The organism is Coprococcus sp. AM11-30B (assembly GCF_027674365.1).
GTDB classification, from domain to species: Bacteria; Bacillota; Clostridia; order Lachnospirales; family Lachnospiraceae; genus Allocoprococcus; species Allocoprococcus comes.
Genome location: NZ_JAQDVB010000001.1, coordinates 189,256 through 215,695, shown reverse-complemented (window position 1 = coordinate 215,695; position 26,440 = coordinate 189,256). Strand labels below are relative to the sequence as shown.

General features: G+C 42.9%; 31 protein-coding genes and 1 pseudogene. 28 read left to right on the top strand and 4 right to left on the bottom strand.

The features are described from left to right. Window positions 1-328: 328 nt before the first annotated feature. The 5 genes from PGU50_RS00985 (at window position 329) to PGU50_RS00965 (ending at window position 6,368) form a co-directional block, all read left to right on the top strand. Complete coding sequence (locus tag PGU50_RS00985; protein WP_055262162.1) at window positions 329-1,096, top strand: ABC transporter ATP-binding protein; 768 nt, start codon at window positions 329-331, stop codon at window positions 1,094-1,096. After that, entirely contained in the window at window positions 1,089-3,053 is a 1,965-nt protein-coding gene (locus PGU50_RS00980) for an ABC transporter permease (RefSeq protein ID WP_270245984.1), read from the top strand. The genes PGU50_RS00985 and PGU50_RS00980 overlap by 8 nt, the downstream gene beginning before the upstream one ends. Before the next feature lie 217 nt (window positions 3,054-3,270). Beyond that, complete coding sequence (locus PGU50_RS00975) at window positions 3,271-3,822, top strand: hypothetical protein (RefSeq protein ID WP_055156041.1); 552 nt, start codon at window positions 3,271-3,273, stop codon at window positions 3,820-3,822. A 14-nt stretch (window positions 3,823-3,836) separates the two neighbouring features. Continuing rightward, window positions 3,837-5,213 carry a 5-bromo-4-chloroindolyl phosphate hydrolysis family protein gene (locus PGU50_RS00970; RefSeq protein WP_242999970.1) on the top strand — a complete coding sequence of 459 codons (1,377 nt, stop codon included), beginning with the start codon at window positions 3,837-3,839 and terminating at the stop codon, window positions 5,211-5,213. Between the two features lie 21 nt (window positions 5,214-5,234). Next, window positions 5,235-6,368 carry a toxic anion resistance protein gene (locus PGU50_RS00965; protein ID WP_055262143.1) on the top strand — a complete coding sequence of 378 codons (1,134 nt, stop codon included), beginning with the start codon at window positions 5,235-5,237 and terminating at the stop codon, window positions 6,366-6,368. Between the two features lie 649 nt (window positions 6,369-7,017). Here the strand turns inward: PGU50_RS00965 and arcC are convergent. Beyond that, window positions 7,018-7,947, bottom strand: coding sequence for a carbamate kinase (gene arcC, locus PGU50_RS00960; RefSeq protein ID WP_022220819.1), 930 nt, complete (start codon window positions 7,945-7,947; stop codon window positions 7,018-7,020). 278 nt (window positions 7,948-8,225) lie between these two features. Here arcC and PGU50_RS00955 point away from each other — a divergent pair, with 278 nt between their 5' ends. From PGU50_RS00955 to PGU50_RS00915, 9 genes are all read left to right on the top strand, one after another. Beyond that, a complete protein-coding gene (locus PGU50_RS00955; protein WP_270245990.1) occupies window positions 8,226-8,483 on the top strand; it encodes a PRC-barrel domain-containing protein in 258 nt (85 codons plus the stop codon). Between the two features lie 81 nt (window positions 8,484-8,564). Next, on the top strand, window positions 8,565-9,260 hold the full coding sequence (locus tag PGU50_RS00950) for an NUDIX hydrolase (RefSeq protein WP_270245983.1): 696 nt from the start codon (window positions 8,565-8,567) through the stop codon (window positions 9,258-9,260). Window positions 9,261-9,378: 118 nt separating this feature from the next. Next, complete coding sequence (nrdR, locus tag PGU50_RS00945) at window positions 9,379-9,828, top strand: transcriptional regulator NrdR (RefSeq protein WP_270245982.1); 450 nt, start codon at window positions 9,379-9,381, stop codon at window positions 9,826-9,828. A 14-nt stretch (window positions 9,829-9,842) separates the two neighbouring features. Then, entirely contained in the window at window positions 9,843-11,042 is a 1,200-nt protein-coding gene (coaBC, locus tag PGU50_RS00940; RefSeq protein ID WP_270245981.1) for a bifunctional phosphopantothenoylcysteine decarboxylase/phosphopantothenate--cysteine ligase CoaBC, read from the top strand. A 55-nt stretch (window positions 11,043-11,097) separates the two neighbouring features. After that, a complete protein-coding gene (locus tag PGU50_RS00935) occupies window positions 11,098-11,763 on the top strand; it encodes an ECF transporter S component (protein ID WP_270245980.1) in 666 nt (221 codons plus the stop codon). A gap of 3 nt (window positions 11,764-11,766) precedes the next feature. Further along, the gene (locus tag PGU50_RS00930) at window positions 11,767-12,531 is read left to right on the top strand and encodes a type III pantothenate kinase (RefSeq protein WP_008371460.1); all 765 of its coding nucleotides are present in this window, start codon (window positions 11,767-11,769) and stop codon (window positions 12,529-12,531) included. A 54-nt stretch (window positions 12,532-12,585) separates the two neighbouring features. Next, on the top strand, window positions 12,586-13,365 hold the full coding sequence (gene truA, locus PGU50_RS00925) for a tRNA pseudouridine(38-40) synthase TruA (RefSeq protein WP_117557148.1): 780 nt from the start codon (window positions 12,586-12,588) through the stop codon (window positions 13,363-13,365). A gap of 29 nt (window positions 13,366-13,394) precedes the next feature. Continuing rightward, window positions 13,395-14,147, top strand: a complete 753-nt coding sequence (locus tag PGU50_RS00920; RefSeq protein WP_022220816.1) for an exodeoxyribonuclease III — start codon at window positions 13,395-13,397, stop codon at window positions 14,145-14,147. Between the two features lie 205 nt (window positions 14,148-14,352). Continuing rightward, the gene (locus PGU50_RS00915) at window positions 14,353-15,108 is read left to right on the top strand and encodes a hypothetical protein (protein WP_270245979.1); all 756 of its coding nucleotides are present in this window, start codon (window positions 14,353-14,355) and stop codon (window positions 15,106-15,108) included. A gap of 3 nt (window positions 15,109-15,111) precedes the next feature. On the opposite strand, the gene ymfI is transcribed toward PGU50_RS00915, so the two are convergent. After that, window positions 15,112-15,846, bottom strand: coding sequence for an elongation factor P 5-aminopentanone reductase (ymfI, locus tag PGU50_RS00910; protein WP_270245978.1), 735 nt, complete (start codon window positions 15,844-15,846; stop codon window positions 15,112-15,114). A 156-nt stretch (window positions 15,847-16,002) separates the two neighbouring features. On the opposite strand from ymfI, the gene PGU50_RS00905 reads away from it, so the two are divergent. Both PGU50_RS00905 and PGU50_RS00900 read left to right on the top strand, forming a co-directional pair. Continuing rightward, window positions 16,003-16,539: an HD domain-containing protein gene (locus PGU50_RS00905; RefSeq protein WP_008371469.1), complete on the top strand. Its 537-nt coding sequence runs from the start codon at window positions 16,003-16,005 to the stop codon at window positions 16,537-16,539. A gap of 29 nt (window positions 16,540-16,568) precedes the next feature. After that, window positions 16,569-17,570 carry an asparaginase gene (locus PGU50_RS00900; RefSeq protein WP_022220814.1) on the top strand — a complete coding sequence of 334 codons (1,002 nt, stop codon included), beginning with the start codon at window positions 16,569-16,571 and terminating at the stop codon, window positions 17,568-17,570. 77 nt (window positions 17,571-17,647) lie between these two features. Here PGU50_RS00900 and PGU50_RS00895 read toward each other — a convergent pair whose 3' ends face one another. Next, window positions 17,648-18,361, bottom strand: a complete 714-nt coding sequence (locus tag PGU50_RS00895; protein ID WP_243006456.1) for a GTP pyrophosphokinase — start codon at window positions 18,359-18,361, stop codon at window positions 17,648-17,650. 103 nt (window positions 18,362-18,464) lie between these two features. Further along, complete coding sequence (locus tag PGU50_RS00890) at window positions 18,465-19,307, bottom strand: YitT family protein (protein WP_270245977.1); 843 nt, start codon at window positions 19,305-19,307, stop codon at window positions 18,465-18,467. A gap of 218 nt (window positions 19,308-19,525) precedes the next feature. On the opposite strand from PGU50_RS00890, the pseudogene eno reads away from it, so the two are divergent. The 12 genes and pseudogenes from eno to PGU50_RS00830 all read left to right on the top strand — a co-directional run. Further along, window positions 19,526-19,993, top strand: a pseudogene (gene eno / locus PGU50_RS00885) (phosphopyruvate hydratase); the annotation flags it as partial. 295 nt (window positions 19,994-20,288) lie between these two features. Further along, window positions 20,289-21,074 (top strand): ParA family protein, encoded by a 786-nt coding sequence (locus PGU50_RS00880; protein ID WP_118142723.1) that lies wholly within the window; start codon window positions 20,289-20,291, stop codon window positions 21,072-21,074. Further along, complete coding sequence (locus PGU50_RS00875; RefSeq protein WP_270245976.1) at window positions 21,064-21,969, top strand: ParB/RepB/Spo0J family partition protein; 906 nt, start codon at window positions 21,064-21,066, stop codon at window positions 21,967-21,969. The genes PGU50_RS00880 and PGU50_RS00875 overlap by 11 nt, the downstream gene beginning before the upstream one ends. After that, on the top strand, window positions 21,966-22,100 hold the full coding sequence (locus tag PGU50_RS00870; RefSeq protein WP_015524546.1) for a hypothetical protein: 135 nt from the start codon (window positions 21,966-21,968) through the stop codon (window positions 22,098-22,100). Before PGU50_RS00875 ends, PGU50_RS00870 begins: the two co-directional genes overlap by 4 nt. A gap of 4 nt (window positions 22,101-22,104) precedes the next feature. Continuing rightward, window positions 22,105-22,272, top strand: coding sequence for a hypothetical protein (locus tag PGU50_RS00865; protein ID WP_165853758.1), 168 nt, complete (start codon window positions 22,105-22,107; stop codon window positions 22,270-22,272). Continuing rightward, complete coding sequence (locus PGU50_RS00860; protein WP_022068206.1) at window positions 22,262-22,573, top strand: DUF6050 family protein; 312 nt, start codon at window positions 22,262-22,264, stop codon at window positions 22,571-22,573. The genes PGU50_RS00865 and PGU50_RS00860 overlap by 11 nt, the downstream gene beginning before the upstream one ends. A gap of 129 nt (window positions 22,574-22,702) precedes the next feature. Beyond that, the gene (locus tag PGU50_RS00855; protein WP_044921493.1) at window positions 22,703-23,101 is read left to right on the top strand and encodes a hypothetical protein; all 399 of its coding nucleotides are present in this window, start codon (window positions 22,703-22,705) and stop codon (window positions 23,099-23,101) included. Window positions 23,102-23,114: 13 nt separating this feature from the next. Then, a complete protein-coding gene (locus PGU50_RS00850) occupies window positions 23,115-23,513 on the top strand; it encodes a single-stranded DNA-binding protein (protein WP_005344165.1) in 399 nt (132 codons plus the stop codon). 13 nt (window positions 23,514-23,526) lie between these two features. Next, on the top strand, window positions 23,527-23,919 hold the full coding sequence (locus PGU50_RS00845; protein WP_055060295.1) for a hypothetical protein: 393 nt from the start codon (window positions 23,527-23,529) through the stop codon (window positions 23,917-23,919). Continuing rightward, window positions 23,912-24,790 (top strand): replication initiator protein A, encoded by an 879-nt coding sequence (locus tag PGU50_RS00840; RefSeq protein ID WP_117579928.1) that lies wholly within the window; start codon window positions 23,912-23,914, stop codon window positions 24,788-24,790. The genes PGU50_RS00845 and PGU50_RS00840 overlap by 8 nt, the downstream gene beginning before the upstream one ends. 9 nt (window positions 24,791-24,799) lie before the next feature. After that, window positions 24,800-25,618, top strand: a complete 819-nt coding sequence (locus tag PGU50_RS00835; RefSeq protein ID WP_270245975.1) for a replication initiator protein A — start codon at window positions 24,800-24,802, stop codon at window positions 25,616-25,618. Further along, window positions 25,618-26,412 carry an ATP-binding protein gene (locus PGU50_RS00830; protein ID WP_270245974.1) on the top strand — a complete coding sequence of 265 codons (795 nt, stop codon included), beginning with the start codon at window positions 25,618-25,620 and terminating at the stop codon, window positions 26,410-26,412. The genes PGU50_RS00835 and PGU50_RS00830 overlap by 1 nt, the downstream gene beginning before the upstream one ends. The last annotated feature ends 28 nt before the right edge of the window (window positions 26,413-26,440 follow it).

Sequence of the window (26,440 nt, the reverse complement as noted above, 5' to 3'; positions counted from 1 at the left end):
AGCCGCACGTACGGATCTGTGAGGGGCTAAGATTGAGAGGTCTTAGTCTACTCGACTGTGCAATGGAGATGAAACACAGGAATCATGGAGGCCATTGCCGAACATGATTCCCGTCCTAAGTGGTTCATCGGAATGGTTTGCACAAAGGAATTTGGAATATTTATTTTTTCTGGCGGCGTCTCTTTCACCAAATGAGTCTTTTCCAACCCGATCCTTACAAAAATGTAAGAAACCCCACACAAATTGTCATTTACTTCGATGGAAGGAAATCCCTTACTTTTTTATAATGACTTTATCAAATAAAAAAGAAGGGCAGGTCATAAAAACCATGGCATTACTTGACGTAAAGAACGTAAAAAAGATATACACAACCCGTTTCGGAGGAAATCAGGTAGAGGCGCTGCATAACGTCAGCTTTTCCGTAGAAGCAGGCGAATATGTAGCAATTATGGGAGAAAGCGGAAGTGGCAAAACTACACTTCTGAATATCCTGGCTGCACTTGATAAGCCGACTGGTGGAAAGGTTTACTTAAAAGGGAATGATCTCAGCAAGATCCGAGAAAAAGAGATGGCAGCATTCCGGCGGCAGAATCTTGGATTCGTCTTTCAGGATTTCAACCTTTTGGATACACTAACCCTGAAGGATAATATTTTCCTTCCGCTGGTTTTGTCTGGAAAGAAATACACGGAAATGGAGAGTCGGATCGCGCCGATCGCAGAGCAGTTGGGAATCAGTAAGCTTCTGAACAAATATCCATATGAAGTATCCGGTGGACAGAAGCAGAGAGCAGCCATTGCACGTGCTCTGATCACACAACCGCAGCTGATCCTTGCCGATGAACCGAGCGGTGCGCTTGATTCCAGATCGACGGATGAGCTTCTGGGACTCTTTAATGCGATCAACGATAACGGGCAGACGATTGTCATGGTAACGCACAGTGTCAAAGCAGCGAGCACGGCAAAGAGAGTCCTCTTCATCAAGGATGGGGAAGTTTTTCATCAGCTTTACCGTGGCAATCTGACCAGTGACGAGATGTACCAGAAGATCACCGACACCTTGACGGTTCTCACTACAGGAGGTGAGCACCGTGAATAGATCGATTTATACAAAGCTTGCCATTTCCAATCTGAAAAATAACCGGAAGACATATATTCCCTATGTACTGACTGCCATTTTAACGGTGATGATGTATTATATGATGGCGAATCTGGCGGCAAATTCGCCAATGAACCAGGAAGCATTACAGATTATTTTAAGTCTGAGTGTTCATGTAATTGAAATATTTGCACTGATCTTTCTGTTTTACACCAACAGTTTTCTGATCAAAAGAAGGAAAAGAGAAATCGGAGTGTATCATATTCTCGGAATGGGGAAACCGCAGCTTGCGAAAATGCTGGTGATCGAGACGGTTGTAACCGGTGCGGTCAGTATCCTGGGTGGAATCTTTTTCGGAACTGCGCTTGCAAAGCTGATGTATGCACTTTTGAAAAGAATGATTCATTATGACGATAAACTGGCATTTCGGATGTCATGGGAGATTGCCGGAAATACCGTTCTCTTTTTCACACTGATCTTTGCATTGACTCTGATCTATAATCTTTTGCAGATCCGGCTTGCCAATCCAATCGATCTTCTGCATGCGGGAAGTCAGGGCGAGCGCGAGCCAAAAACCAAATGGTTCCTGACTATGGCTGGAATCATTTTCCTTGGAATCGGTTATTACATTGCGATTACGACAAAAGAACCACTTAAGGCGCTTCAACTTTTCTTTGTCGCAGTAATCTGTGTCATTATCGGAACCTATGCGCTTTTTACAGCAGGAAGTATTGCTTTTTTAAAGCTGCTTCGGAAAAACAAAAATTTCTATTATAAAACAAAGCATTTTACATCCGTATCCGGCATGCTTTACCGAATGAAGCAGAATGCAGTCGGGCTGTCAAATATCTGTGTACTCAGTACTATGGTTCTGGTGATCATTTCGTCTACCGTATCTTTGTACATTGGAAAGGAGGATGTCTTAAGAACAAGGTATCCGCAGGAAGTGTATATCACAAATTCGGTATCTGATGATGTGGAAAATAAGAAGCTGCATGACATGGTGGAAAAGATCTGCCGGGATAATCAGGTAGAGATCACAGATGAGAAGAGCTGGCATATGGCAGAGCTTGTTAAGATAAAAAACGGAGAAGAATATACTTCTGCTATGATAAAGGATAATTCGTCATCTGATATAGTGTTTTTTGATGTGATTAGGTTGGCAGATTATAATCAGCTGACCGGCGAAAGGATGGAGCTTGGGGATAAGGAAGCTATTCTTTTTACAAATGGGGAAAATTACGGAAAGGATAAGATCAGGATTGATGAGGAAACATGGATGGTCAAGAAGGAACTGGATACTGCACCTTTTGGAAAGAAGAGTGATTCTAATACAGAAAATGTATATTATATGATCGTCAGTGATGAAAAAGAGTTTATGAAAGATTATCTGGAAAAATACCAGCTCGAGGCAGAGGACAAACCGGTAAAATGGAGGGAGTCATTCAATTTAAGGGGCAGCGAAGATCAGAAGCTGAAAGCTGTCAAAGAGCTGAAAGCACAGGCAGAAAGTGAATTTGAACATACTGGCGTACAGGGAAGATATCTTGAAAAAGAGACTTTCTTTGGTCTGTATGGCGGTGTGTTTTTTATTGGAATGTATCTTGGAAGCCTGTTCCTGATGGCAACGGTGCTGATCATTTATTACAAACAGATTTCCGAAGGCTTTGATGACAGAGAACGCTATCAGATCATGCAGAAGGTAGGAATGAGCAAACGCGAAGTCAAAAGCTCGATCCGCAGCCAGATCATGATGGTATTCTTCCTGCCGCTTGCGATGGCAATCATCCATATTGCAGTTGCATTTCCGGTGATCACAAAGCTTTTAGCCATATTTTATCTGAAAAATACAAAGCTGTTCTTCGGATGCACTGCCGGTACAGTGGGAATTTTTGCAGTCTTTTATGTGATCATATTTGTGATAACAGCAAAAGAATATTATAAAATCGTTGAATAGAAGAAAAAGACAAAAAGGTGACGAAAGTCATCTTTTTGTCGTATACAGAGGTATTTCTTGCTAAGAACGACCGTTCTGTAGTAGAATACAGATAGACTAATTGAAAAGGATTGCGAGAGTGCAAAGCACGTAGCAATCTGGTATCAAAAGGGTTAAAATACCTTTTGACCTCAACATCATTGAAAAGATAAAATTACAGAAAGCAAGGGACGTATAAATGATAGAAAAAGGGCTGGTATATGGAAGATTTCAGATTCTGCATCTCAAACATGTGGAATATATTCTGGCAGCAAAGATGCGCTGCAAAAGGCTTTATATAGGAATCACTATGTCGGATGATCTGCACGTATCAGGGGGTGAGGAAGACAATTACCGGGTAAGACGGAGCGCTAATCCTCTGACTTATATTGAGCGTTATGAGATGCTTCGTGATACGTTGCTCAGTTTCGGAGTGCCGAGAGAAGAGTTTGAGATCATCCCATTTCCGATTGACAGAGTGGAATATCTGGGGCAGTATCTGCCGGAGGGTGCGGTCTGCTTTATGAGTATCTGTGATGAATGGACTGCGAACAATGAGAAGCGTTTTGAGAAGCTTGGAATTCCGGTGGAAGTTCTCTGGAGAAGGACTAAAGAGGAAAAAGGGGTATCAGGTTCCCAGATCCGGCAGAGGATCCTGGCAGATGAAAAGTGGGATGATCTGGTGCCAAAGACCGTTTTTGATTATGTTCTTTCGCACGGAATTGATGACAGGATCAAGTTTTCAAAATAAAGGAGAAGCTGAAAATGCAGGATTGGGAAAGATTTGGAGAAGAGATCAGACGAACCGTGCAGGATGCTGTAGACTCGCAGGATTACCGGAAGCTGAACCAGACGATCACAGATACGATCAACCGGGCAGTGAATGGTGCGGTAAATGGCGCGGAACAGGGCATGCGTTCTTTTGGAAATGCGTTTGATCAGGCAACGAGAAATATGGGAAGAGGTCCGGGAGGACCGCGTGGAAGATATGGACAGATGGGCGGGACTGACAGATGGGGAAGAACGCCTGGAGGAGGTGTACCTCCGTTTGGAACTTACAGGTGGAGCGGAACGGATGGAAATGGAAGAGCATGGAATCCGGATATGCAGGACTATAAGGCGGAATCACAGGGCAGCAGCCGGTATGGATACAGCAATGCACAGCAGTCACCTGTCTTGTATGGATCGACGACGGGAACAAAGGCAGGCGGAATTGTCATGATCGCAGTAGGCGGAAGCATAGCACTTATATTTCTGATTCTGTTCCTTGCATCTTGTATTGCTTCTTTGCCGGAAAGTCCGGGGGCTTTATGGATCATGCGTGCGGTATTTGGACTGTTTACGGCAGCAAGTGGCATGATCACAGGATGGGGCATTAAGCTTCTGAAACAGGTTGGAAGATTCAAGAACTACAGCCGCAGGATTGCAGGCAGAGAGTATTGCAATATTTCGGAGATCGGAAGCAATTCCGGAAAATCCATAAAATTTGTGACAAAGGATCTGGAAAGAATGATTTCTAAAGGCTGGTTCCGTCAGGGGCACATGGATGGTGAGAAGAAATGCCTGATCCTGTCAAACCGTGCTTACGAAGAATATTTACAGATCGAAACTCGCAGACAGCAGTCGAAAGCGGAAGAGCCGGTAAAGAAAGAAGAGAAGACACAGGAAAATACAAAAGAAAAAGAAGCAAAGAATGAAAAGCTGGCACCGGAGGTGCAGAAGATCATTGACCAGGGGGATGCTTTTATCAGAAAGATCCACGAGTGTAATGAAGCCATTCCGGGAGAAGAGATTTCCGCAAAGATCAGCCGGATGGAGATGCTGGTAGACCGGATCTTCGACCGGGTGGAAGAAAATCCACAGTCAGTTTCGGATATCCGTAAGTTGATGGAATATTATCTTCCGACGACGATCAAGCTTCTGGAAGCATATGAACAGCTTGACAGACAGCCGGTTGATGGAGAAAATATCCAGACTGCAAAACGTGAGATTGAGGCAACGCTCGATACTTTAAATACGGCGTTTGAGAAGCTTTTGGATGACCTGTTTCAGGATACCATGTGGGATGTCTCATCGGATATTTCCGTATTGAATACCATGCTTGCACAGGAAGGTCTGAAAGAGGACGGAATGAAAAAATAAAGTCTCAGGAGGAAGAAGAGTATGAACGATTTTGAAGAATTTAATGTGACACCGGAGCTGACGCTGGATCCGTTCCAGGAAGAAAAAAAAGAGACTCCGCAGATTTATCAGGAGGCAGAACCGGAAACACCGGAGATCGTCCTGACACCGGAAGAAAAGAATATGGTCAGTGCATTTGCAGAAAAAATTGATCTCGCCAATTCGAACATGATTCTTCAGTACGGAGCCGGAACCCAGAAGAAGATCGCAGATTTTTCAGAAAAAGCACTGGAAAATGTAAAAACAAAAGATCTTGGAGAGGTTGGCACACTGTTGAGTGATGTGGTGACAGAACTGAAAGGATTTGATGAGGAAGAGGAAAAAGGATTCCTCGGAATCTTCAAAAAAGGCGGAAACAAGATCCAGGCAATGAAAGCCAAATATGCAAAAGCAGAAACCAATGTAAACAATATTGTCAAAGCACTGGAATCTCACGAAGTGCAGCTTATGAAAGACATTGCGCTTCTGGACAAGATGTATGAAGTGAACCTGACATATTATAAAGAATTGGCCATGTATGTGCTTGCCGGAAAGCAGAAGCTTGCCGAGACAAGAAACGGCGAGCTACAGGAACTGAAGAATAAAGCGATGGCAAGTGGACTTGCCGAGGATGCACAGGCAGCAAAAGATCTGGATTCCAGATGTGAACGTTTTGAGAAAAAGCTGCATGATCTGGAACTGACCAAGACAATCGCCATGCAGACCGCACCACAGATCCGTCTGGTACAGGGAAACGACACAATGATGGCAGAAAAAATCCAGTCTACACTCGTCAATACGATCCCACTCTGGAAAAGCCAGATGGTACTCGCCCTTGGTGTAGAACATTCCGCACAGGCAGCCGCAGCCCAGAGAGAGGTCAACGATATGACCAATGAACTCCTGCGCAAGAACGCAGAAAAGCTGAAGATTGCTACTGTAGAGACTGCCAAAGAATCCGAGCGTGGAATCGTAGATATTGAAACCTTAAAAGCAACCAATGAATCGCTGATCGCAACCTTCGATGAAGTCATGCAGATCCAACAGGAAGGCCGCCAGAAACGTCAGCAGGCAGAGGTGGAAATGCAGCGCATCGAAGCTGAACTGAAAGCGAAGCTGTTACAGGTTCAGGGGTAAGCGTTTGGTGGATGACATACAGGCCGGAACAAGTAGATTCTGTTTTTTTATGAGGAGAAAGCGGCGAAGAGTCCGTAGGTAAAAAGGCAGCCGGTAATTTTGGATACCGGACTGATTCGCTGAATAATCTTGATGATTATTCGGCTCAGCAGTCCTCTGGATTTCGTGTATGAAACACGAAACCAGATCCAAATTACCGGCTGCCTTTTTACAACGGACCCTAATCGCCGCTTTCTAACATAAAAAAACAGAATCTACTTGTCCCTGCCTTGCTGTATTCCACGGGGGGACGCCTGGAGGCTGCCCCCGGTATGTGGTGGGGCGAGTAGAGGAGATGGCAGGTGGTAGGAATAAAGTGCTTAGTGTGAATGCTTATGAAACTAAAAGTTTGCCAGCGCACAGACATAAAGGACTCCGTTTTCTGTGATTAGAAACGGTGCTAGAGTTCGTTAGAAAAAATGCACCAGTAATTCGGATCTGGTTTCGTGCTACAAGCACGAAATCCAGAGGGCTGCTGAGTGGAATAATCATCAGGATTATTCCGCGAATCAGCCCGGTATCCAAATTACTGGTGCATTTTTTCTCTACGGACTCTTCACCATTTCTACCCACAGAAAACGGAGTCCTTTATGTCGTCCCTTTTGTACAGTTATTCAATAACAGTTCCGGTTTTACCCTTCAGAGCATCTTTCAGAGTATCAAAAGAAGTAATCAGAGCACTTCTTCCTTCTTTCTTTTCTATGAATCCTACGGATGCCTGGAATTTTGGAAGCATGTTGTAGATTCCGAAGTGTCCTTCATCCATATACTGCTTAGCCTGTTCTACGGAGATAGTATCGAGTTCTTCTTCATCTTCTTTTCCGTGGTTTAAGCATACCTTTTCCACACTGGTCAGGATGATGAGTTCATCAGCATCAATCTGTTCAGCAAGCTTGCCGGCAGTAAGGTCTTTTTCGATGACTCCGCTGGCACCTTTGAGGTGATTGTTCTGCTGGAGCACCGGGATTCCGCCACCACCGCAGGCGATTACGATATGTCCTGCATCGGTAAGGGTGCGGATGGCATCAACTTCTACGATATCAACCGGGTTTGGAGAAGCAACGACACGGCGGAAGCCCTGACCAGGAACTTCTACTACATAATTGCCCTTTTTACGTTCAGCGGCAGCGTCTTCTGCGTTCATGATACGTCCGACAATCTTGGTTGGTGTATAGAATGCTTCGTCATATGGATCAACAGTTACCTGTGTGATAACGGTGCATACGCTGCGATAGATGCCGCGTCCGATCAGTTCTTCGCGAATCGCATTCTGCAGGTCGTATCCGATGTAACCCTGCGACATAGCAGAGCAGACTGACATCGGAGAAGCGGTATAATCCGGATGATTGGTGCTGAATTCGTTCATAGCAGTATGGATCATACCAACCTGAGGCCCATTACTGTGTGTGATTACTACCTGGTATCCTTCTTCAACAAGATCTGCAATGGAAACTGCAGTTTTTTTAACGGCAACCTTCTGCTCCGGAAGTGTGGTTCCGAGTGCGCGGTGTCCTAATGCAACAACAACTTTTTTCTTCATATTACATCCCTCTGTTTCTCAGAATTTGAATTGTCTGCGTATGAAAAACATATGACGCAGACAACGGCGATAAAAAATATATAAAAATTATAGTATTTTTTTATGGAAATTGCAATCATTAGTTGGCAAAAATGCACAGTATAAAAAGGAATTACTGGTGGACAGAAGCTAAATGCCACAAGGACGGAGATTTTTAGAAAACATGCTGACAACAAGGGGAGATGTTCATATAATATAATAAGAAGTCCGGTGGATGGTGCAGTATGAAAGAGGAACGGATTCGATTTTGCGGATTAAAAGAGCGGGAGGTCATTAATATGTGTGACTGCAAACGGCTTGGTTATGTTGCCGATCTGCTGATCAATATCTGTTCAGGGTGTGTGGAAGCATTGATCGTACCGGGACCGGGAAGAATCTGTGGATTTCTTGGGTATGATGCGGAGTATATTATTCCGTTTGAGTGTATCCGCAGGATTGGAGAGGATATTATTCTTGTGGAAATTAAAGAGGACAAATGTCTGAAGCCCTGTAAATAAGAATAGTAAAAGAGGAAGAAGAGTACAGACTGCTCAGTAAAATAAATGAGAACAAGTAAAAAGACAAAGGAGAGAAGAAAAATGACAGCATTTTTTAATGAAATCGAGCCATTCCGGGGAAACGGAAACGAAAATGAAAAAGGACAGACGCTGGAAGAATTTCTGGAGGAGTATGATCCTTATAAATATAAGAATCCTTGTGTGACAACGGATGCAGTTATATTTTCCTGCAAAAGAAAGGAAGCAGACGGAGAATGGAAAGTTCTGATGGTTAAAAGACGGAATCATCCGAGCATTGGCTGGTGGGCGCTTCCGGGTGGGTTTATTGAACTTCATGAGAATCTGGAAGATACGGCAAGAAGAGAACTGACTGAAGAGACCGGCGTGGCGGATCTTCCGATGGAGCAATTTGCAGTCTATGGAAATGTGGACCGTGATCCAAGAGCACGGATCATCACTTCAGCATATCTTTCGGTTGTAAATGAAGGGCAGGTAAAGGTGCGGGCCGGCGACGATGCGGCGGATGCAAAATGGATGCAGCTTCATTGCCGGACAGAATCGATGAAGGAGGACGGAGAATGGAAAGAAAGCATTTATCGCCTGACATTGGAAAATAAGGAAACAGATCTTACAATTTCAGCAGTTGTTGAGAAGAGAGAAAGAAGCGGTCTGGTAAGAGAAAACTATTATAAGGTAAAAGAATCGGACCGGATTGCCTGTGACCATGCGGCACTGATCGTACAGGCATGGAAGCTGATGGAGAGCCGGCTGGCATAGCTTTTTGATAAAGTGCGAATTTGTTGACAACCTTGTATACAGGATTTATACTATAGACATTAAAAATGTGTGTGATTCTGCAGTAGAATCAATCAAGAACCAGGCAGGAGGAAAAAAGATGAAGTGCCCATATTGTGGTAACATTGATACAAGAGTCATCGACTCAAGACCGGCAGATGACGGAACAACGATCAGAAGGAGAAGATCCTGTGATGCGTGCAACAAGCGTTTTACAACCTATGAGAAGGTGGAGACCATACCGCTGATCGTGATCAAGAAGGACAACAACCGGGAGCAGTATGACCGCACTAAACTGGAAGGCGGAGTACTCCGGGCGTGCTACAAACGTCCGGTATCAGCAGCAGATATTCAGGAAACGATCGACTCGATCGAGACAGCGATTTTCAGCCGGGAAGAGAAAGAAATTCCGAGCAGCCAGATCGGTGAGATTGTTATGGAAAGCCTGAAAAAGCTGGATCCGGTTGCTTATGTACGTTTTGCATCGGTATACAGGGAATTTAAAGACGTGAATACCTTCATGGATGAACTGAAGAAAATACTAGAATAAAAGGGGAAAGACAAATGGAACGGAAAAAGACAGTATTGCTCTGCGTGACCGGCGGTATTGCGGCGTACAAGATTGCAACACTGGCAAGTATGCTGGTAAAGACAGGATACGATGTAAAAGTTGTGATGACACAGAATGCAACGAATTTTATCAATCCGCTGGTATTTGAGACACTGACACAGCATAAGTGCCTGATCGATACATTTGACCGCAATTTTGAGTACAGTGTGGAACATGTGACACTGGCAAAATGGGCGGATATTGTGATGATCGCACCGGCTACAGCGAATGTGATCGGTAAGCTGGCACACGGGATTGCAGATGATATGCTGACTACGACTGTGATGGCATGTGCCGAATGTAAGAAGATCCTTGCACCGGCGATGAACACAAGGATGTATGAGAATCCGGTCGTACAGGATAATTTAAAGCTTCTGGAGCATTATGGATATGAAGTGATCCAGCCGGCAAGCGGACATCTGGCATGCGGAGATAACGGAGCCGGGAAGATGCCGGAAGCGGAGACTTTGTATGAATATATTTACCGGGATACTGCTTATGAGAAAGATCTGACCGGAAAGAAAATTCTTGTCACAGCAGGACCGACAAGAGAAGCAATCGACCCGGTGCGCTACATTACGAATCACTCATCCGGTAAGATGGGATATGCCCTTGCACGCGTTGCTGCGGCAAGAGGAGCGGATGTTACGCTTGTCACCGGACCGACAGAGATCAAAAAGCCGATGTTTGTGAAGATTGTTCCGGTCACGACCGCAAAGGAAATGTTCGAGGCGGTAAAGGAAGAAGCGGCAGATGCAGACATTGTGTGTAAGGCAGCAGCGGTCGCAGATTACCGGCCAAAGCATATTGCGGATGAAAAGGTGAAAAAGTCAGACAGTGAGATGAGTCTGGATCTGGAAAAGACGGACGATATTCTGAAATATCTCGGAGAACACAGAAAAGACGGACAGTTTCTGTGCGGATTTTCAATGGAAACCGAGAATATGGTTGAAAATTCCAGAAAGAAGCTTGAAAGGAAGAATCTGGATATGATCGCGGCAAATAATCTTAAAGTTGCCGGAGCAGGATTTCAGGGCGATACAAATCAGATGACACTGATCACGAAGGAAGATGAGACTGCACTTCCACTGATCAGCAAGGAAGAGACAGCAGCTTGTATTCTGGACAAGATTCTGGAGTGTATGAATAAATAAAAAGCCAAAATGTATTGTATCTCATAAAGAGAATAGTAACAGGAGGAAAAGAAAAATGAATCAAGGCAATGAACGTACTACATCTATGTCCAAAACAAAGGGACTCGTACAGATGGCAATCTTTGCGGCACTTATTGTAGTGCTGGCATTCACCCCGTTTATCGGATATATCCCATTGGGATTTACAAGGGCAACGATCATCCATATCCCGGTGATCATGGGATCTCTGATGCTTGGACCGAAGAAGGGCGCAGCACTTGGAGGTGTATTTGGTCTTACAAGTTTTATCAATAATACGATAAATCCGACATTGACATCATTCGTATTTACTCCATTTTACAGTCTGGGTGAATACAGTGGAGGGATCGGAAGTCTGATCATCTGTTTTGTGCCGCGTATTCTGATTGGTGTAGTACCGTTTTATGTTTACCGTTTGATCAAGAAGCTTTCTAAGAACAACGGAGTATCCTCTGTTGGACTGATTGCGGCAGGACTTTCCGGAGCACTGACCAATACGCTTCTTGTCATGAATCTTATTTTTGTATTTTTCAGAAATGATTATGCGGCAGCCAATGGTATTACCGTAAAGGCGGTATATGGATTTATTCTGAGCATTATCGGAATCAATGGGATTCCGGAGGCGATCGTAGCGGCGGTGATCACGCTGGTACTTGGGAAAACACTGATGAAAAAAGGGGTACAGGAAAGATTAGGAGTGTAAAAAATGATACTTGCGATTGATATAGGAAATACAAATATTGTACTTGGATGTGTGGATGACAACAAAACCTATTTTATCGAAAGACTTTCCACGATCAAGACAAAGATGGAACTGGAATATGCGATTGATATCAAGATGGTTTTGGATATTCACGGAATCAAACCGGAGAAGCTGGAAGGAGCGATCATCAGCTCGGTAGTTCCGCAGATTACATATGTCGTAAAAGAGGCGGCAGAAAAGATTCTGAAAAAAGAGACACTGGTCATCGGACCTGGCGTGAAGAACGGACTCAATATCCTGATGGATAATCCGGCACAGCTCGGAAGTGATCTGGTGGCAAATGCAGTTGCCGGAATTGCAGAATACAAAGCACCGATGATGATTTTCGATCTGGGAACGGCGACAACAGTCAGTGTGATCGATGAAAAGAAAAATTATATCGGAGGCATGATCTATCCGGGAGTGAATATTTCACTGAACGCCCTGACGGAAAATGCATCCCAGCTTCAGGGAATCGGTCTGGAAGCACCGAAGCGGATTGTCGGAAAGAATACGATTGAATGTATGAAGAGTGGTGTTCTCTATTCCAGTGCAGCGGCAATCGATGGAATTATTGACCGGATTGAGGAAGCGATTGGACAGCCGATGACTGCAATCGCAACAGGAGGACTTTCCAAGAAGATTGTTCCGTACTGCAAGAGAGAGGTCATACTGGATGACGATCTGCTCCTGAAAGGACTTCTGATCATTTACCGGAAAAACAGATAACAGAAAGGTGACAGGGACGAGGACTTATAAAGTTTTCGCCCCTTTTATAAAAGGATGAATACTTACCGGATAACAGTTGCCTATGATGGAACGGCGTATCGTGGATGGCAGAGACAGGAGAATACGGAACTTACTGTACAGGGAATTCTGGAACGGCGGATTTCAGAAATTGTAGGGAAAAAGATGGTGGTCAGTGGTTCAGGAAGAACGGATAGTGGTGTACATGCGTTAGGGCAGGAGTGCAGTCTGTATCTGGAACAAGAAATTGATATGGACAGTTTTAAGAAGCAGTTAAATGCACTTCTCCCGGAAGATATCAGAGTGTTGGATATCAGCAGAGAAAAACGGGATTTTCATGCAAGAAAGAGTGCGGTCGGGAAATGCTATGAGTATCAGATCGATCTGCGTGACAAGATGGAAGTATTTCATCGGAAATACCGGTTTCATTTTCCACATCCGGTCGATATCGCTGCGATGGAAAAAGCAGCAGAGTATCTGATGGGAACCCACGATTTTTCCGCCTTTACGGATTTGAAAGAGGACAAAGATACGGTACGGACGATTTATGCGGTTGGGATCGTGTATGAAAAGGATACACTTACGTTATCGTGGATCGGAGATGGATTTTTATATCATATGGTCCGGATACTTACCGGAACGCTTCTGGATGTGGGAATCGGGAAAATAAAAGCGGAAGAGATACCGGAGATTCTGAAAGCGAAAGACCGGAAGAAATCTGGTTTTCCGGCACCGGCGAAGGGACTGTTTTTAGGTCGTGTTTTTTATACAGAAGCGGAGCTTAAAAAAGCGGTACAGAAGATCAGCGAAAAATAAAAACCAAAGAAATGGAGGAAAGAGAAGAGATGAAGTTTATTTCATGGAATGTAAATGGAATCCGTGCATGTGTGCAGAAAGGATTTATGGATTTTTTTAAAGAGGCAGATGCGGATATTTTCTGTCTGCAGGAGACAAAGATGCAGGAAGGGCAGCTTGTACTTGATCTGCCGGAATATCACCAGTACTGGAACTCGGCTGTGAAAAAAGGATACTCAGGGACTGCAATTTTTACAAAGAAAGAGCCGTTATCGGTTACTTACGGACTTGGGATAGAAGAACATGATCAGGAAGGGCGCGTGATCACACTGGAATTTGAGGATTTTTATTTTATTACCGTGTATACACCGAACTCCCAGAGCGAACTGGCAAGACTTGACTACCGTATGACCTGGGAAGATGCGTTTCTTGCTTATCTTAAGAAGCTGGAAGAGACAAAACCGGTGATCTTCTGTGGAGATTTGAATGTGGCACACAAAGAAATTGATCTGAAAAATCCAAAGACCAACCGGAAGAATGCCGGATTTACAGATGAAGAGCGAGCAAAATTCTCAGCACTTCTGGATGCGGGATTCATTGATACTTACCGCTATTTCTATCCGGATAAAGAAGGAATTTACTCCTGGTGGTCCTACCGGTTTAAGGCAAGAGAAAAGAATGCAGGTTGGCGTATCGATTACTTCTGTACATCAAAAGCACTGGAAAGCAGGTTGGAAGATGCGAAGATTCTGACAAATGTATTTGGGTCTGACCACTGTCCGGTGGAACTGGATTTTAAGTAGGGGTGAGATCGATAAGCTGCGACATCAAATTGTAAAAAAATAAACTGATCAGATTCACTTTTGTGCGATGGAATCTGATCAGTTTATTTTTTTGAAATTTTTCGTTCAGGGATAGTGGATGATTCTGTTTGAGGGAATATATAAAATTCTGCCTGCATATAAATATACATGGGTAATTTAGCTTTTGGGATGAGGAGGGACATGTATGGAACGGATTGGAAGTATCTGGACGATGATAGTTCGGTATTTGCTGCTGGTGATGTTTGGTGGAGTGATTGTCTGGGTGTGCAATAGTGCAGGAATATCGGTTTACGCAGATGATGGGGAGACACCGGATGGAGCAGAGCTGATCCGGTTTGATTTTCACAAGTCGGTAAATCAGGAGGTTGGGATCCCGGCAGGAATACCAGGATTTTTCACTTATTTTTATGAAGGAAAAGAATACCATTACGGATTCCGGTTTGACAGAAATGGGACAGGGCCAGAGACAGAAAAGTTTGGTACGGCATATGTCTGGGCACCTTATACGGTTATTTATTATGACGCTGCAGGTGGTGAGATCGAGAATTACGGTACGGCAACAGCAGGCGGAAGAAGGATGTTTGCGACAAGGGGAAATGGTGAAGAGCTTGAAGCCGGGCAGAATAAAGGAAAGAACAAAAGAAAATTTGCGGCAGACTATACTGTGTATGGGCAGAGCCTTCGGTTAAGTGAAGGATGTATGCCAACGGCAGTGAAAGACGGATATCGATTTGAAGGATGGTATGCGTGGACTGATGCCGGAGTTGTGCAGGAAAAAGAACTGGCAGAGCTTGCAAAACAGGAGCAGTATGGGACCCTTGAAGATGAGCTGAATGAGAAATATACGGAGCAGACAAAGCTTCTGGAAAACCGGGAATCCGAAAGATACCCGGCATCCAGTATTACACTTTACGCGAAGTGGGACAAGATCTGGGAGTAGGAGTTAGATATATCCTCCGTCCATACCCAGTATCTGCCCGGTAAAATAGGCAGGGGCATTTGCAAGCTGCCATGCGAGAAGCGCGACTTCTTCTGGTGTCCCGAAACGTCCGGCAGGGATTTCTTCTGCGAGGGCAGCTTTTTCTTCCGCATCCAGAAGATCGTTCATTACGGTATCGATGACACCACAGGCGATCGCATTGACCTGGATATTGCTTGGCGCAAGTTCCTTTGCAAGTGCGCGGGTAAGACCGTTCAGACCGGATTTGGCGGCAGAATAAGCGACTTCGCAGGAAGCACCGACAGTTCCCCACATCGAAGAAATATTGATGATACGTCCCGCTTTCTGATGGATCATGTAAGGAAGTGCTGCGCGGCAGCAGTAAAATGCGGAAGAAAGGTTAGTGGAAATCATTCGGTTCCATTCTTCAATGCTCATATCCGTCAGAAGTCCCATCCATGCGATTCCGGCATTGTTGATGAGTACGTCAAGACCGGAGCCGGACATTTCAATCTGGTCAAAGATACGTCCGACTTCGGATGGAACACCTACATCTCCTGGGAGGATTTCGCAGGAACCGGAGGTTTCCTTTGTGATAAAATCAGCAGTAGCCTGCAATTCACTGATGGATTTGCGGCAGTTTAAAAATACATGCCATCCCTCTTTTGCAAAGTGGATAGCGCAGGCTTTTCCGATTCCACGGGAAGCGCCGGTGACAAGAATCTGTTTTCTGTTCATTTATAAAAACTCCTTTTGCTATTTATAAGAATTACTTTACAGTTGTTTTTTTCTACATAATCAGACAATATTATACACTGATTTTCTTGTGATTTAAAGACGCTGGTGTTATGATAAATATTGAAAAAATGTCATACAGATGCAAGGAGGAAAAACATGGTACAGAAAGCCATTGATTTTGCCACCAAAGTACATGAAGGTCAGTATCGGAAGGGGACCGACAGACCGTATATTGTACATCCGATGGAAGTAGGAAAGATAGTATCCACGATGACACAGGATGAGGAGATCATCAGTGCAGCAATCCTGCATGATACGATCGAGGACTGTGAGGGTGTGGATGCAAATGTGTTAAAAGAGATGTTTTCAGCAAGAGTTGCGGGAATCGTATCACAGGAAAGCGAAGATAAATCCAAGACCTGGATGGAAAGAAAAAGTGCAACCATAGAAAGGCTTAAGACAGCACCAATTGAGGTTCAGATGATCGGACTTGCGGACAAGCTGTCGAATATGCGGGATATTGATCGGGATTATCCTGTATGTGGAGAGGAATTGTGGAACAGATTCCGAATGAAAGACAAAGCAACGATCGGATGGTATTATAAAGGCGTCAGAGAAGCATTACGGGAAGCATTTGCAGAGACAGAAGCATTTGCAGAATACTGTAGTCTGATTGACAAAAATTTTGGATAATAATGAGGTAGAAGAGAGGACAATAAAAGATGAAGAAGATTTTGATGTTAGGTACAGGTGGGACGATCGCATCCCGTCAGACAAAGGATGGACTGGCACCGGGACTGACACCGGAGGATATTTTATCTTATATTCCGGCTGTAAAAAATGTATGTGAGGTTCAGACAAAGCAGGTGTGTAATCTTGATAGCACGAATGTAACACCGGAACACTGGAAAATGATGGTAAAAGCAGTGGAAGACAATTATGCATATTATGATGGGTTTGTAATCTGCCACGGCACGGATACGCTTGCATATACAGCGGCGGCACTTTCTTATATGATACAGAATTCAGCCAAGCCGATTGTTGTTACAGGAGCGCAGAAGCCGATCAATATGGATGTGACAGATGCGAAGACAAATCTGCTGGACAGCTTTATTTATGCGGCGGATGATGATTCCCAGGGGGTCAACCTTGTATTTGACGGAAAGGTAATTGTCGGAACACGTGCAAAAAAAGAGCATGCAAAGAGTTACAATGCATTTTCGAGTATCAATTTTCCGTATCTTGCAGTTATTCAGGATGGTATCCTGGTCCGGTATATTCCGGAGATCCCGTGCCGCCATGCAGTTAAGTTTTATTATGATATGAAAGACAGTGTATATGTATTAAAGCTGATCCCGGGAATGAAGCCGGATATTCTGTCCTATCTGTTTGAACACTATGACTGTCTGGTAATTGAAAGCTTTGGCGTAGGTGGTATTCCGCAGACGCTTGTTCAGGAATTCTATCAGGAGATGGAAAAATGGTCAGGCAAGGGCAAATTTGTCGTGATGACAACACAGGTTGCCAACGAGGGAAGTAATATGACGGTCTATGAAGTCGGGAAAAAAGTTAAGCAGGATTTCAATATGATCGAAGCCTATGATATGACGCTGGAAGCAGTGATCACAAAGCTGATGTGGCTGATGGGAAGAGAAGAACAGGATATGCAGAAAGCATTTTACACGCAGATCAATCACGATATCCTTTTTACAAAGAGAGGATAAAGCAGGTGCAAATAAAAGAGGAAGGGTTCCGGATGAATGGAACACCTTCCTCTTTTTGAATATTTAATTTTATCCGGTTAGATTTTTTCAAAGTCGCCGATCATGTCTTTGATCTCTTCCATGTGGCAGTCCGTCTCGCTTACGGTTTGTGCACATTTCAAAAGTTCGGCTTCGATGGCCTCGATATCTTTGTCAGCACCGATTGTTTTTTTGTAACGAAGTTGATGATCTACACTTGCCCAAAAATCCATTCCGATCGTGCGGATCTGGATTTCGGCGCGCATTGGAACTTTTCCCTCTGTAAAGAAAACCGGGATCTCAACGATCATATGATAGCTTCGATAACCGTTTGGCTTTGGTGCTTTTATGTAGTCTTTGATCTTAAGAACGGTAATGTCATCCTGTGAAGTGATCAGGTTGGCAATTGTATAAATGTCACTGATAAACGGGCAGATCACCCGGATTCCGGCGACATCGTCCAAATTCTTGACAATACTCTCCTCTGTAAATGGCAGATCACGTCTGCGCAGCTTTTCATAGATGCTGGCAGGACTTTTTACACGTGATTTGATAGATGAGATTGGATTGCGTCTGTTTACTGCTGAAAACTCATCATCAAGGACTTCCAGCTTTGTCTGGATCTCGCGGATCGCACAGCGATACTTCATCATCAGAACATCAAAGTTCTTATTATTATTGATAAAATCAGCCGGACTAATCGCATTTAGCCACTGTGATTCCAGCGCAGTGGGATGCTCAGAAGCCGGAATCAGGTTAAGTTGTGTCTCCATATGATTACTCCTCTTTATTCTGGTTGCTTATATTATTATAGCATATCTATGGTAAGGTGCATAGCATACAGAGTACGGAAATTGTTTTAAAAATAACAATCTTTTAAATGCTATGGAATCCTTTTCCGATGATCTCGCTGGTGTTGGAAATCAGAATAAAGGAAGAAGGATCATTTGTCTTGATAAAATTACGGAGTTTGATTGCCTGCTGACGGTTCAGCGCTGTAAAAATAATGTATTTATGTTCACCGGTAAAGGCTCCGTGTGCTTCACAGATTGTGGCGCCTCGGCCAAGTGAGTGGACGATGTAATCACAGATCGGTTCCGGATTACTGCAGACAACGTTGAAATATTTGGAAAGGTTCAGACTTTCGATAAAGCTGTCTACAAGGAAGGAACGGATGATCAGTCCGAAACAGGAATAAAGTCCTGTTTTTATGTCGAAGATAAAGAAACCTGCAACGGTGATCGCAACGTCTGAGCAAACCAGTGCACGTCCGATGTCAACACTTGTAAATTTTTTCAGGATCATGGCAATAATATCTGTACCGCCACTGGAAGATCCGATATTGAAGAGGATTGCAGAACCGAGTGCCGGGAGTGCAATCGCAAACATTACCTCAAGCATAGGCTGATTGGTAAATGGCTGGTTCATTGGAAAGATTCGTTCAAATAAAGAAAGCGCAACAGAAAGCAGGACACTGCAGTAGGCTGTCTTTGCAACGAATTTTTTACCGAGGATCACTGCGCCAAGAATCAGAAGTGACATGTTGGCAACGAATGAAAAGTCGGCAGCAGAAATAAGTCCGGTTTTGGCAATCAGTACGGCAAGACCGGTGATTCCGCCAAATGTGAAGTTGTTTGGAAACTTAAAAAAATAAGTTCCTACTGCGATCAGCAGAGTTGCTCCGCTCATTGCAATAAAATTTTCGATTTTTTCTCTCATTTTATATTCCCCGATTGATTCATAAAGTTTTAGAAAACGAATGAAATACTGAAAAAATATCACCCGATTTCCGTTGGTATTGTAACGCCGAAAATGTATGAAGTCAACCGTTTTAGAGCATTTTCGTAATGTATACGATGATACGAAAATACGGGGATTTTCGTGCATGATTCAGCGCCCGAAAGGACATACTAAAAGACAAAAAAGGAGGATGGATTATGGACCAATATATACCGGTTACAGATATTATTGCGCGGGAAATTCTGGACTCGCGCGGGAACCCGACTGTAGAAGTAGAGGTACTTGCAGGGAGTCATTTTACAGGAAGGGCGATGGTTCCTTCCGGGGCATCGACAGGAAAATATGAAGCAATTGAGTTAAGAGACGGGAAACACCGCTATCAGGGACTTGGTGTCAGACGCGCCGTGGAGCATGTGAATGACCGGATCATCCGGGAAATTCTGGGAATGAACGTGCTGGAGCAGGCGAAGCTCGACCGGATGCTTCTGGAGCTTGACGGGACAGACAATAAGATCAATCTGGGAGCAAATGCAATGCTTGGAGTGTCTCTTGCAGCAGCAAGGGCAGCAGCAGATGCGCTGGGGATTCCGTTGTATCAGTATCTTGGCGGTGTAAATGCAAAGCAGATGCCGGTTCCGATGATGAATATCCTAAATGGGGGTGCTTGTGTTATTATAATGACACAAGGCAGAACCCCTTATAATACAAGGGCTCTAGCGATTTAGTCCTAAATAAATTTCGTAACCAATCAACGAATTTATGAAGGAAAGGCCTCTCTTTTATAAATAACACAGTACAGAAGTAATAGAATTTCAGAACTCTGCTGAGATGTATTTACTATACCACGAAAGCGGTGATAATTGAATAAAAATATATTTTGGACTGAATTAGCTCGCATGAGATTTATATCTCAGCTGTCTGATTCAGTCTTTTTATTTAACAAGAAAGAAGGGAAAGATTATGGCAAAAGTAATTTCTATTGTAAACCAAAAAGGGGGAACGGGAAAATCAGCATGTACAGCTAATTTAGCAGTAGGATTAGCACAAAAGAATATGAAAGTGTTAATCGTTGATGCCGATCCACAGTCTGATGTATCCGCAGGATTTGGATATCGTGATTGTGATGAAAGTAATGAAACACTTACAGCTCTTATGGATACAGTAATGAAAGATGAAGATATTCCTTCAGACTGTTATATCAGGCATCAGGCAGAAGGAATAGACATTATCTGTTCTAACATTGGACTGGCAGGTACGGAAGTACAGTTGGTAAATGCAATGAGCAGGGAATATGTATTGAAACAGATTTTATATGGTATCAAGGATCAATATGATGCAATTATCATTGATTGTATGCCATCATTGGGAATGATCACAATCAATGCACTGGCTGCATCAGATGAAGTACTAATTCCGGTTGAAGCGTCTTACCTGCCAATCAAAGGATTGCAGCAGTTATTAAAAACAATCGGTAAGGTCCGTAAGCAAATCAATCCGAAGCTGCAAGTCGGTGGAATTCTGTTTACGATGGTCGATGCTCATACGAATGATGCCAGGAATAATATGGAACTTCTCAGAAATGTATATGGAAGTCAAATTCATATCTTCGATAATTATATTCCATTTTCTGTAAGAATGAAGGAAGCAGTCAGAGAAGGACAGAGTATTTTCTCTTATGATCCGAAAGGCAAAGCTACAGAAGCTTATCGGAGAGTGACGGAGGAGGTGCTGAAAGATGCCATCTAAAAAAAGAGCAACTCCCGTTTCCTTACAGCCGCTTGATGCATTGTTTGGAACAAACGAAGAGACAACCAATGGAATTAGTGAGATAGCAATAGGAAGTCTTCATCCATTTACGAATCACCCGTTTCAAGTAAGAGATGATAAGAAAATGGAAGAATTAGCGGAAAGTATTACACAATATGGCGTGTTGGTTCCTGGTATTGTGCGGTTGAGAGAATCCGGTGGTTATGAGCTGGTAGCTGGTCATCGGCGAAAACGAGCATGTGAACTTGCTGGACTAGAGAAAATGCCGGTTATCATCAAAGATCTAACAGATGATGAAGCGACGGTGATTATGGTAGATTCCAACATTCAACGAGAAGAGCTGCTGATCAGCGAAAAGGCATTTGCTTATAAAATGAAATATGAGGCGTTAAAGCGTCAGGGAAAACGATCTGATTTAACTTCTTGCCAAGTTGGCAAGAAGTTGGCGGCAGAAGAAGTCAGTCAGAATACAGGAGATAGTTCCAGACAGATTCTTCGATATATTCATCTGACAGAGTTAGTAGCAGAGCTATTAGAATTGGCAGACGAGAAGAAGCTTCCCTTTAACACAGCTGTTGAACTTTCTTATTTGAGAACTGAAGAGCAGCAGATATTATTTCAGTATATGAGTAATCACAATATGGTACCTTCCATGAAGCAGGCAAAGGAATTGAAGCAGATTTCAAAAGAGCGGATGTTGACGTATTCAGAAATTGACCAGATTTGCATGAATGATAGTACTGAAAAAGTTCAGGTGCAGATTCCGGCGAAGAAATTGAAACAATATTTTCCAGATACATATACAAAGACTCAGATGGAAGAAATTATATTTATGCTTCTGGCATCGTGGGCAGAAAGAGAGGGTAAAGAATGAGCAATGAAGATATGGCAAGTAGAATACAAGTCTATCTGAAAAAGATAGAAAAGATACGTGTTAAACGGATAAAAAGAGAGAAGTTTAAACATTTGTTGAAAACATTAGGATTATCAGCAGGAAGGAAGTGAAAGTATGGCTTTAAAAATTGTACGAAGATATGATGCGAACGGAAGGGAGCTTACGGAGAAAGATCTGGAAACCTTTCGATTGGATTCTCCTGTGGTTAGAGAAATATTGGCAAACCTTAATCGGGAGGTGGCGGAAGGAATCAGACAGAGGGAGAAAAAAGATGACGATTGAAGATGTAATTAAAAAATCGATTCTGCCACTGGCATTTATGGTATTCTGGTTTTGGATGACAAAAACAATTATGAAGGTCAGTGGACAGACGGATTGGTTCTGGTGGGTATTTATTGCTGGACTTCCATTTGGAATACATAAAATGCGGTTGATTCTGATTCCGAGAGGAATGGATACCACAGCAACACTTGGGATGGCTGCATTAAGTGTCATCATTGGAGCATTGATTGGAAGTATCATGATTCCAGTGTATGTGATTAGAGCGATATACGTGTTTATACGGTATGTCATTGGAAAATAGAATATTAGATTGATAAGAGGCAGGCTTGCGAAAACAAAAATCGTAAGTCTGCCTCTTTTTTTGTGCTTAAAACCAGGCAATTCAGGGGAAGTCCCTTTTGCAAATATATATTCTTGGAGGATTTTTAATATGAGAGAGCGAATTGAAAGTAAGCATGTAACTAAGGAAATCAAAAGTCAGATGCCAGTAATTCCGGTGGAAATTGTTAAAGAAAGAGGCTGTACGTTCTGCCCGTATTATCTGGGCAATTATGAGAAACAGCCACGTTGTATGATGAAAACCTGTGCCTGGGATGATGAAAATGAACGTTTCCATCCAGTTCTTCGTGAACTGATCCCATTTTACAAAGAGAAGATGGAAAAAGCAGAAGAAAAGTTCCTTGCAATGAAAAAGATTTATACAACACTGTTAGGAATGTTTGCCGATGAAATGAAGCAAGAAGAGTTGGAAAAAGATGAATGTTACGGATGTGCCTATGGAAAATGTGGACCATGTATCGGCATCTGTTACAAATCAATGAAAGCATAGGAGGGTTAAGCCAATGAATACAACAGTTATTTCCGGGCGATTGGTAAGAAATCCCGGATACAACGAAGTGGAGAATGAAAAAGGACTTCATAAGATTGCCAAGTTTGTTCTGGCAGTCAGAAGAAATTATTCCGATGAAGTCAGTTTCATTCCGGTAAAGGCTTTTGCAAAGAAAGCAGAATTTGCCAGAGATTATCTGATGCAGGGCACGAAGGTCATGGTGGAAGGCGAGATTGTCACAGGTAATTATGAAGATAAGGATACCGGGAAAAAAATTTATACCACCGAAGTGTATGCAAACCGGATTGAATTCGCAGGTGCAAAAATGGTTGACAGACCACCGTTTCCAGAAGATGCGGAAGGGTTCTTAGAGATCCCAGAGGGCATGGAAGAAGAAATGCCGTTTAGATAGAGGAGGATAAAAGATGGTTTCAGTAGATCAGGCGTATATGGTAGGGCATATGAAAAATGCCGATGGAAGTATCAATAACAAAAATGTAGTGCTGTCAGCAGCATGTGAAGCAGCGGAACTGTTCCAGTGCATGATGTCAGTAAATCAGAAACTGGAGGACTGGCAGAGATTTAACCACACCTTGGAGCAGCATCTTAGAAGTGTGGAATGTGAGAAAATCCATGATATCTGTCAGGCAGTATATGGAATGAAACATCCGTCCGATGAACTGGAAGGATTGTATCTGGCAAGAGAGGATGAACAGATATGCCTTCTGTACTATCAGGTATTTGTAGGGATGTTGGAAATCAATATCAATTCAGCTGAAGTGCTGTACAAACAGAAGGAGGAAACAATCAATGAGTAAGATGGAGTATATGCCGGTAGATTGTCTGCAGGTGCCGAAGGTGCTGTTCCAGATGGAAAAATACAAAAATCTGTCAAATACAGCAAAGATTTTATACAGCTTATTTCTGGATCGTTTGAAATTTGCGGTGCAGAATGATTGGGTAGATGGTAAGGGGGATTTGTATGTAATCTATCCAAAAAGTGAAATGAAGAAAGACCTGAATACAACTAGATATGGGGTAGATCAGGCAGTACAGGAACTGGTGGATGTTGGAAATCTGGTGCGTATCATTCCGAACAATGGAAAGGCAAACCACTTTTATATCAACGATATTTATGAAAATGAGATGGAGGAAGAATCAATGATGACATTAGACAGCATTATGGCAAATATGCCGATGGAAGAAAGAGAAATCATTATGGACAAAATGGTGAAAGCATCCAGAGATATTCTGGAAACAATTGCAGATATGGGATATCTGGATGAATATGAGACACCACTGACTTCAATGGAAGAAAGAAATTATCGAGATGAGCTGGGACAGCTTGATGTTGATCAGATTTCCTGTGATGGCTATGAATTTGGCATGGATCTGGCGTTTGGAATTCTTGAAGAGAATGAGGAAAATGCTGATAGAGTACTGGATATTCAGCAATATGTGAACAGGCAGAATAAAAAGTGTTCAAAAAAGAAATTTATGAAAGTTCTGGAGACTCTGGTACACGCAATAGGAAATGATGAAGGATTTATTGCCGATATGTATGCGTGTGATAAAGAGGCTAGGAAAATCTATTTGGAAGAAGCGATGAATGCATTCAATTATGTGCTTGATGAATTATGTCATGGTACAGGCAGTGCTGCAAATTGTGATTTTGATGTAGAAGAGTAGGAAAATATTATGGCAGATTTTGAATATTTCAGAGCAGAAGAATCTGACCAGTTTTCTTTCTTTCGGATACCAAAAGCTCTGTTCACAGAAAAAGAGTTTGCAAGCCTGTCCACAGACGCAAAGCTTCTTTACGGAATTCTGCTTGATCGAATCAGTCTATCCAAGAAAAATGGCTGGATTGACAGTGATGGTTATGTCTATATCATTTACACGATTGCAGAATTGCAGGAGCTGTTGCGAATGTCGCATACAACAGTAACAAAGCTTCTTTATGAGCTTGACAGTGTGCATGGAATTGGATTGATCGAACGGTATCGGCAGGGGAATAATCGTCCTTCTGTCATATATGTGAAAAATTTTGTAAAACGGAGTAGAGGAAAGCCAGTAAGATACTTTTCTTCTGGAATGCCAGAAACTGGAACTCCAGACTGCAAGGAATTGGAAATCCGGATTGCAAGAAACTGGAAGTCCGGAACGCAAAAAAATAGAAGTCCGGACTGCAAGAATCTGGATGGAAGTAATACTAAGATAAATAAGACTGAAAAGAATCATACTGATAAGAGTAAGGGCAATACTCCCACTTTGGAAGAAAAATTCAGTCAGTATGGTAGATTTAAAAATGTTGTTCTGTCGGAAGCTGAACTGCAGGAGCTGATGACGCTATTTCCATGGGATTACCAGAAACGGATTGATCATCTTTCTGTTTATATGAAATCCAGTGGAAAAGAGTATCAGAACCATTTTGCAACAATCTGTCTTTGGGCAGAAAGGGATGGAACCAGGACAGGAATGGATAAATATGAATTTCAGGAAGGAGAAAGCCTGTGATGGAAAATAAAGTAACAGCAGATTATCTGGACGAAGAGGGATGTCTTCATTGTGGCACCTGTGGAAAAAGAAAACAGATGAAAGTCAGTCTGATGGGATTTGAGCATGTAGTGTCCTGTTTGTGCGAATGCGAGGTAAAAGCCAGGCAGGAACTGGATGAGAAGATGCAGTGGGAAGAAGCACAGCGGCAGCTTTATCAGAGAAAATCCGTCGGACTTCGGGAAAGAAGATTCTGGGAATGGAAATTTGAAAATGACAACGGAAGTAACCAGAAGATACTAATTGCCAGGCAGTATGTAGAAAACTGGACAGATATGAAGAGAAAAAATGTAGGATTGCTTTTGATGGGATCAGTTGGAACCGGGAAAAGTTTCTTTGCAGGCTGTATTGCAAATGCACTTTTGGAACAGGGAGAACGTGTCATGATGACAAATTTTTCCAGAATCTTAAATGAAATGACCAGCTATCAGGCAGATAGGAACCAGATTATACAAAATCTTGTGGATTATCCGTTGCTGATTATTGATGACTTGGGAATAGAACGAAATTCCGAGTTTGCCCTGGAGCAGGTCTATAATGTGATAGACAGCCGCTATTGTAAAATGCTTCCGCTGATCGTAACAACGAATCTGGGACTGAATGAAATGAAATCCACAGATTTGGATACTGCCCATCAGCGTATTTACAGTAGAATACTTGAAATGTGTGTTCCCATCTATTGTGGTGGAGAAGATAAGAGAAAAGAAGAAGGGACAGAAAAACTCGTACAGGTGCAGAACCTGATTACCGGTTAATCTGTCTTTTTTCATTAAAGGGGGTGAT

Excerpts from the sequence above, each read along its gene's own strand:
- PGU50_RS00905 (WP_008371469.1), top strand. The coding sequence starts at position 16,003 with ATGGTACAGAAAGCCATTGATTTTGCCACCAAAGTACATGAAGGTCAG.
- truA (WP_117557148.1), top strand. The coding sequence starts at position 12,586 with ATGAATACTTACCGGATAACAGTTGCCTATGATGGAACGGCGTATCGT.
- PGU50_RS00845 (WP_055060295.1), top strand. The coding sequence starts at position 23,527 with ATGGTTTCAGTAGATCAGGCGTATATGGTAGGGCATATGAAAAATGCC.
- PGU50_RS00890 (WP_270245977.1), bottom strand. The coding sequence starts at position 19,307 with ATGAGAGAAAAAATCGAAAATTTTATTGCAATGAGCGGAGCAACTCTG.
- PGU50_RS00915 (WP_270245979.1), top strand. The coding sequence starts at position 14,353 with ATGGAACGGATTGGAAGTATCTGGACGATGATAGTTCGGTATTTGCTG.
- PGU50_RS00895 (WP_243006456.1), bottom strand. The coding sequence starts at position 18,361 with ATGGAGACACAACTTAACCTGATTCCGGCTTCTGAGCATCCCACTGCG.
- PGU50_RS00875 (WP_270245976.1), top strand. The coding sequence starts at position 21,064 with ATGCCATCTAAAAAAAGAGCAACTCCCGTTTCCTTACAGCCGCTTGAT.
- ymfI (WP_270245978.1), bottom strand. The coding sequence starts at position 15,846 with ATGAACAGAAAACAGATTCTTGTCACCGGCGCTTCCCGTGGAATCGGA.
- coaBC (WP_270245981.1), top strand. The coding sequence starts at position 9,843 with ATGGAACGGAAAAAGACAGTATTGCTCTGCGTGACCGGCGGTATTGCG.
- PGU50_RS00840 (WP_117579928.1), top strand. The coding sequence starts at position 23,912 with ATGAGTAAGATGGAGTATATGCCGGTAGATTGTCTGCAGGTGCCGAAG.
- PGU50_RS00920 (WP_022220816.1), top strand. The coding sequence starts at position 13,395 with ATGAAGTTTATTTCATGGAATGTAAATGGAATCCGTGCATGTGTGCAG.
- PGU50_RS00865 (WP_165853758.1), top strand. The coding sequence starts at position 22,105 with ATGGCTTTAAAAATTGTACGAAGATATGATGCGAACGGAAGGGAGCTT.
- nrdR (WP_270245982.1), top strand. The coding sequence starts at position 9,379 with ATGAAGTGCCCATATTGTGGTAACATTGATACAAGAGTCATCGACTCA.
- PGU50_RS00880 (WP_118142723.1), top strand. The coding sequence starts at position 20,289 with ATGGCAAAAGTAATTTCTATTGTAAACCAAAAAGGGGGAACGGGAAAA.
- PGU50_RS00860 (WP_022068206.1), top strand. The coding sequence starts at position 22,262 with ATGACGATTGAAGATGTAATTAAAAAATCGATTCTGCCACTGGCATTT.
- PGU50_RS00900 (WP_022220814.1), top strand. The coding sequence starts at position 16,569 with ATGAAGAAGATTTTGATGTTAGGTACAGGTGGGACGATCGCATCCCGT.
- arcC (WP_022220819.1), bottom strand. The coding sequence starts at position 7,947 with ATGAAGAAAAAAGTTGTTGTTGCATTAGGACACCGCGCACTCGGAACC.
- PGU50_RS00830 (WP_270245974.1), top strand. The coding sequence starts at position 25,618 with ATGGAAAATAAAGTAACAGCAGATTATCTGGACGAAGAGGGATGTCTT.
- PGU50_RS00970 (WP_242999970.1), top strand. The coding sequence starts at position 3,837 with ATGCAGGATTGGGAAAGATTTGGAGAAGAGATCAGACGAACCGTGCAG.
- PGU50_RS00965 (WP_055262143.1), top strand. The coding sequence starts at position 5,235 with ATGAACGATTTTGAAGAATTTAATGTGACACCGGAGCTGACGCTGGAT.
- PGU50_RS00835 (WP_270245975.1), top strand. The coding sequence starts at position 24,800 with ATGGCAGATTTTGAATATTTCAGAGCAGAAGAATCTGACCAGTTTTCT.
- PGU50_RS00930 (WP_008371460.1), top strand. The coding sequence starts at position 11,767 with ATGATACTTGCGATTGATATAGGAAATACAAATATTGTACTTGGATGT.
- PGU50_RS00950 (WP_270245983.1), top strand. The coding sequence starts at position 8,565 with ATGACAGCATTTTTTAATGAAATCGAGCCATTCCGGGGAAACGGAAAC.
- PGU50_RS00870 (WP_015524546.1), top strand. The coding sequence starts at position 21,966 with ATGAGCAATGAAGATATGGCAAGTAGAATACAAGTCTATCTGAAAAAG.
- PGU50_RS00855 (WP_044921493.1), top strand. The coding sequence starts at position 22,703 with ATGAGAGAGCGAATTGAAAGTAAGCATGTAACTAAGGAAATCAAAAGT.
- PGU50_RS00850 (WP_005344165.1), top strand. The coding sequence starts at position 23,115 with ATGAATACAACAGTTATTTCCGGGCGATTGGTAAGAAATCCCGGATAC.
- PGU50_RS00985 (WP_055262162.1), top strand. The coding sequence starts at position 329 with ATGGCATTACTTGACGTAAAGAACGTAAAAAAGATATACACAACCCGT.
- PGU50_RS00975 (WP_055156041.1), top strand. The coding sequence starts at position 3,271 with ATGATAGAAAAAGGGCTGGTATATGGAAGATTTCAGATTCTGCATCTC.
- PGU50_RS00935 (WP_270245980.1), top strand. The coding sequence starts at position 11,098 with ATGAATCAAGGCAATGAACGTACTACATCTATGTCCAAAACAAAGGGA.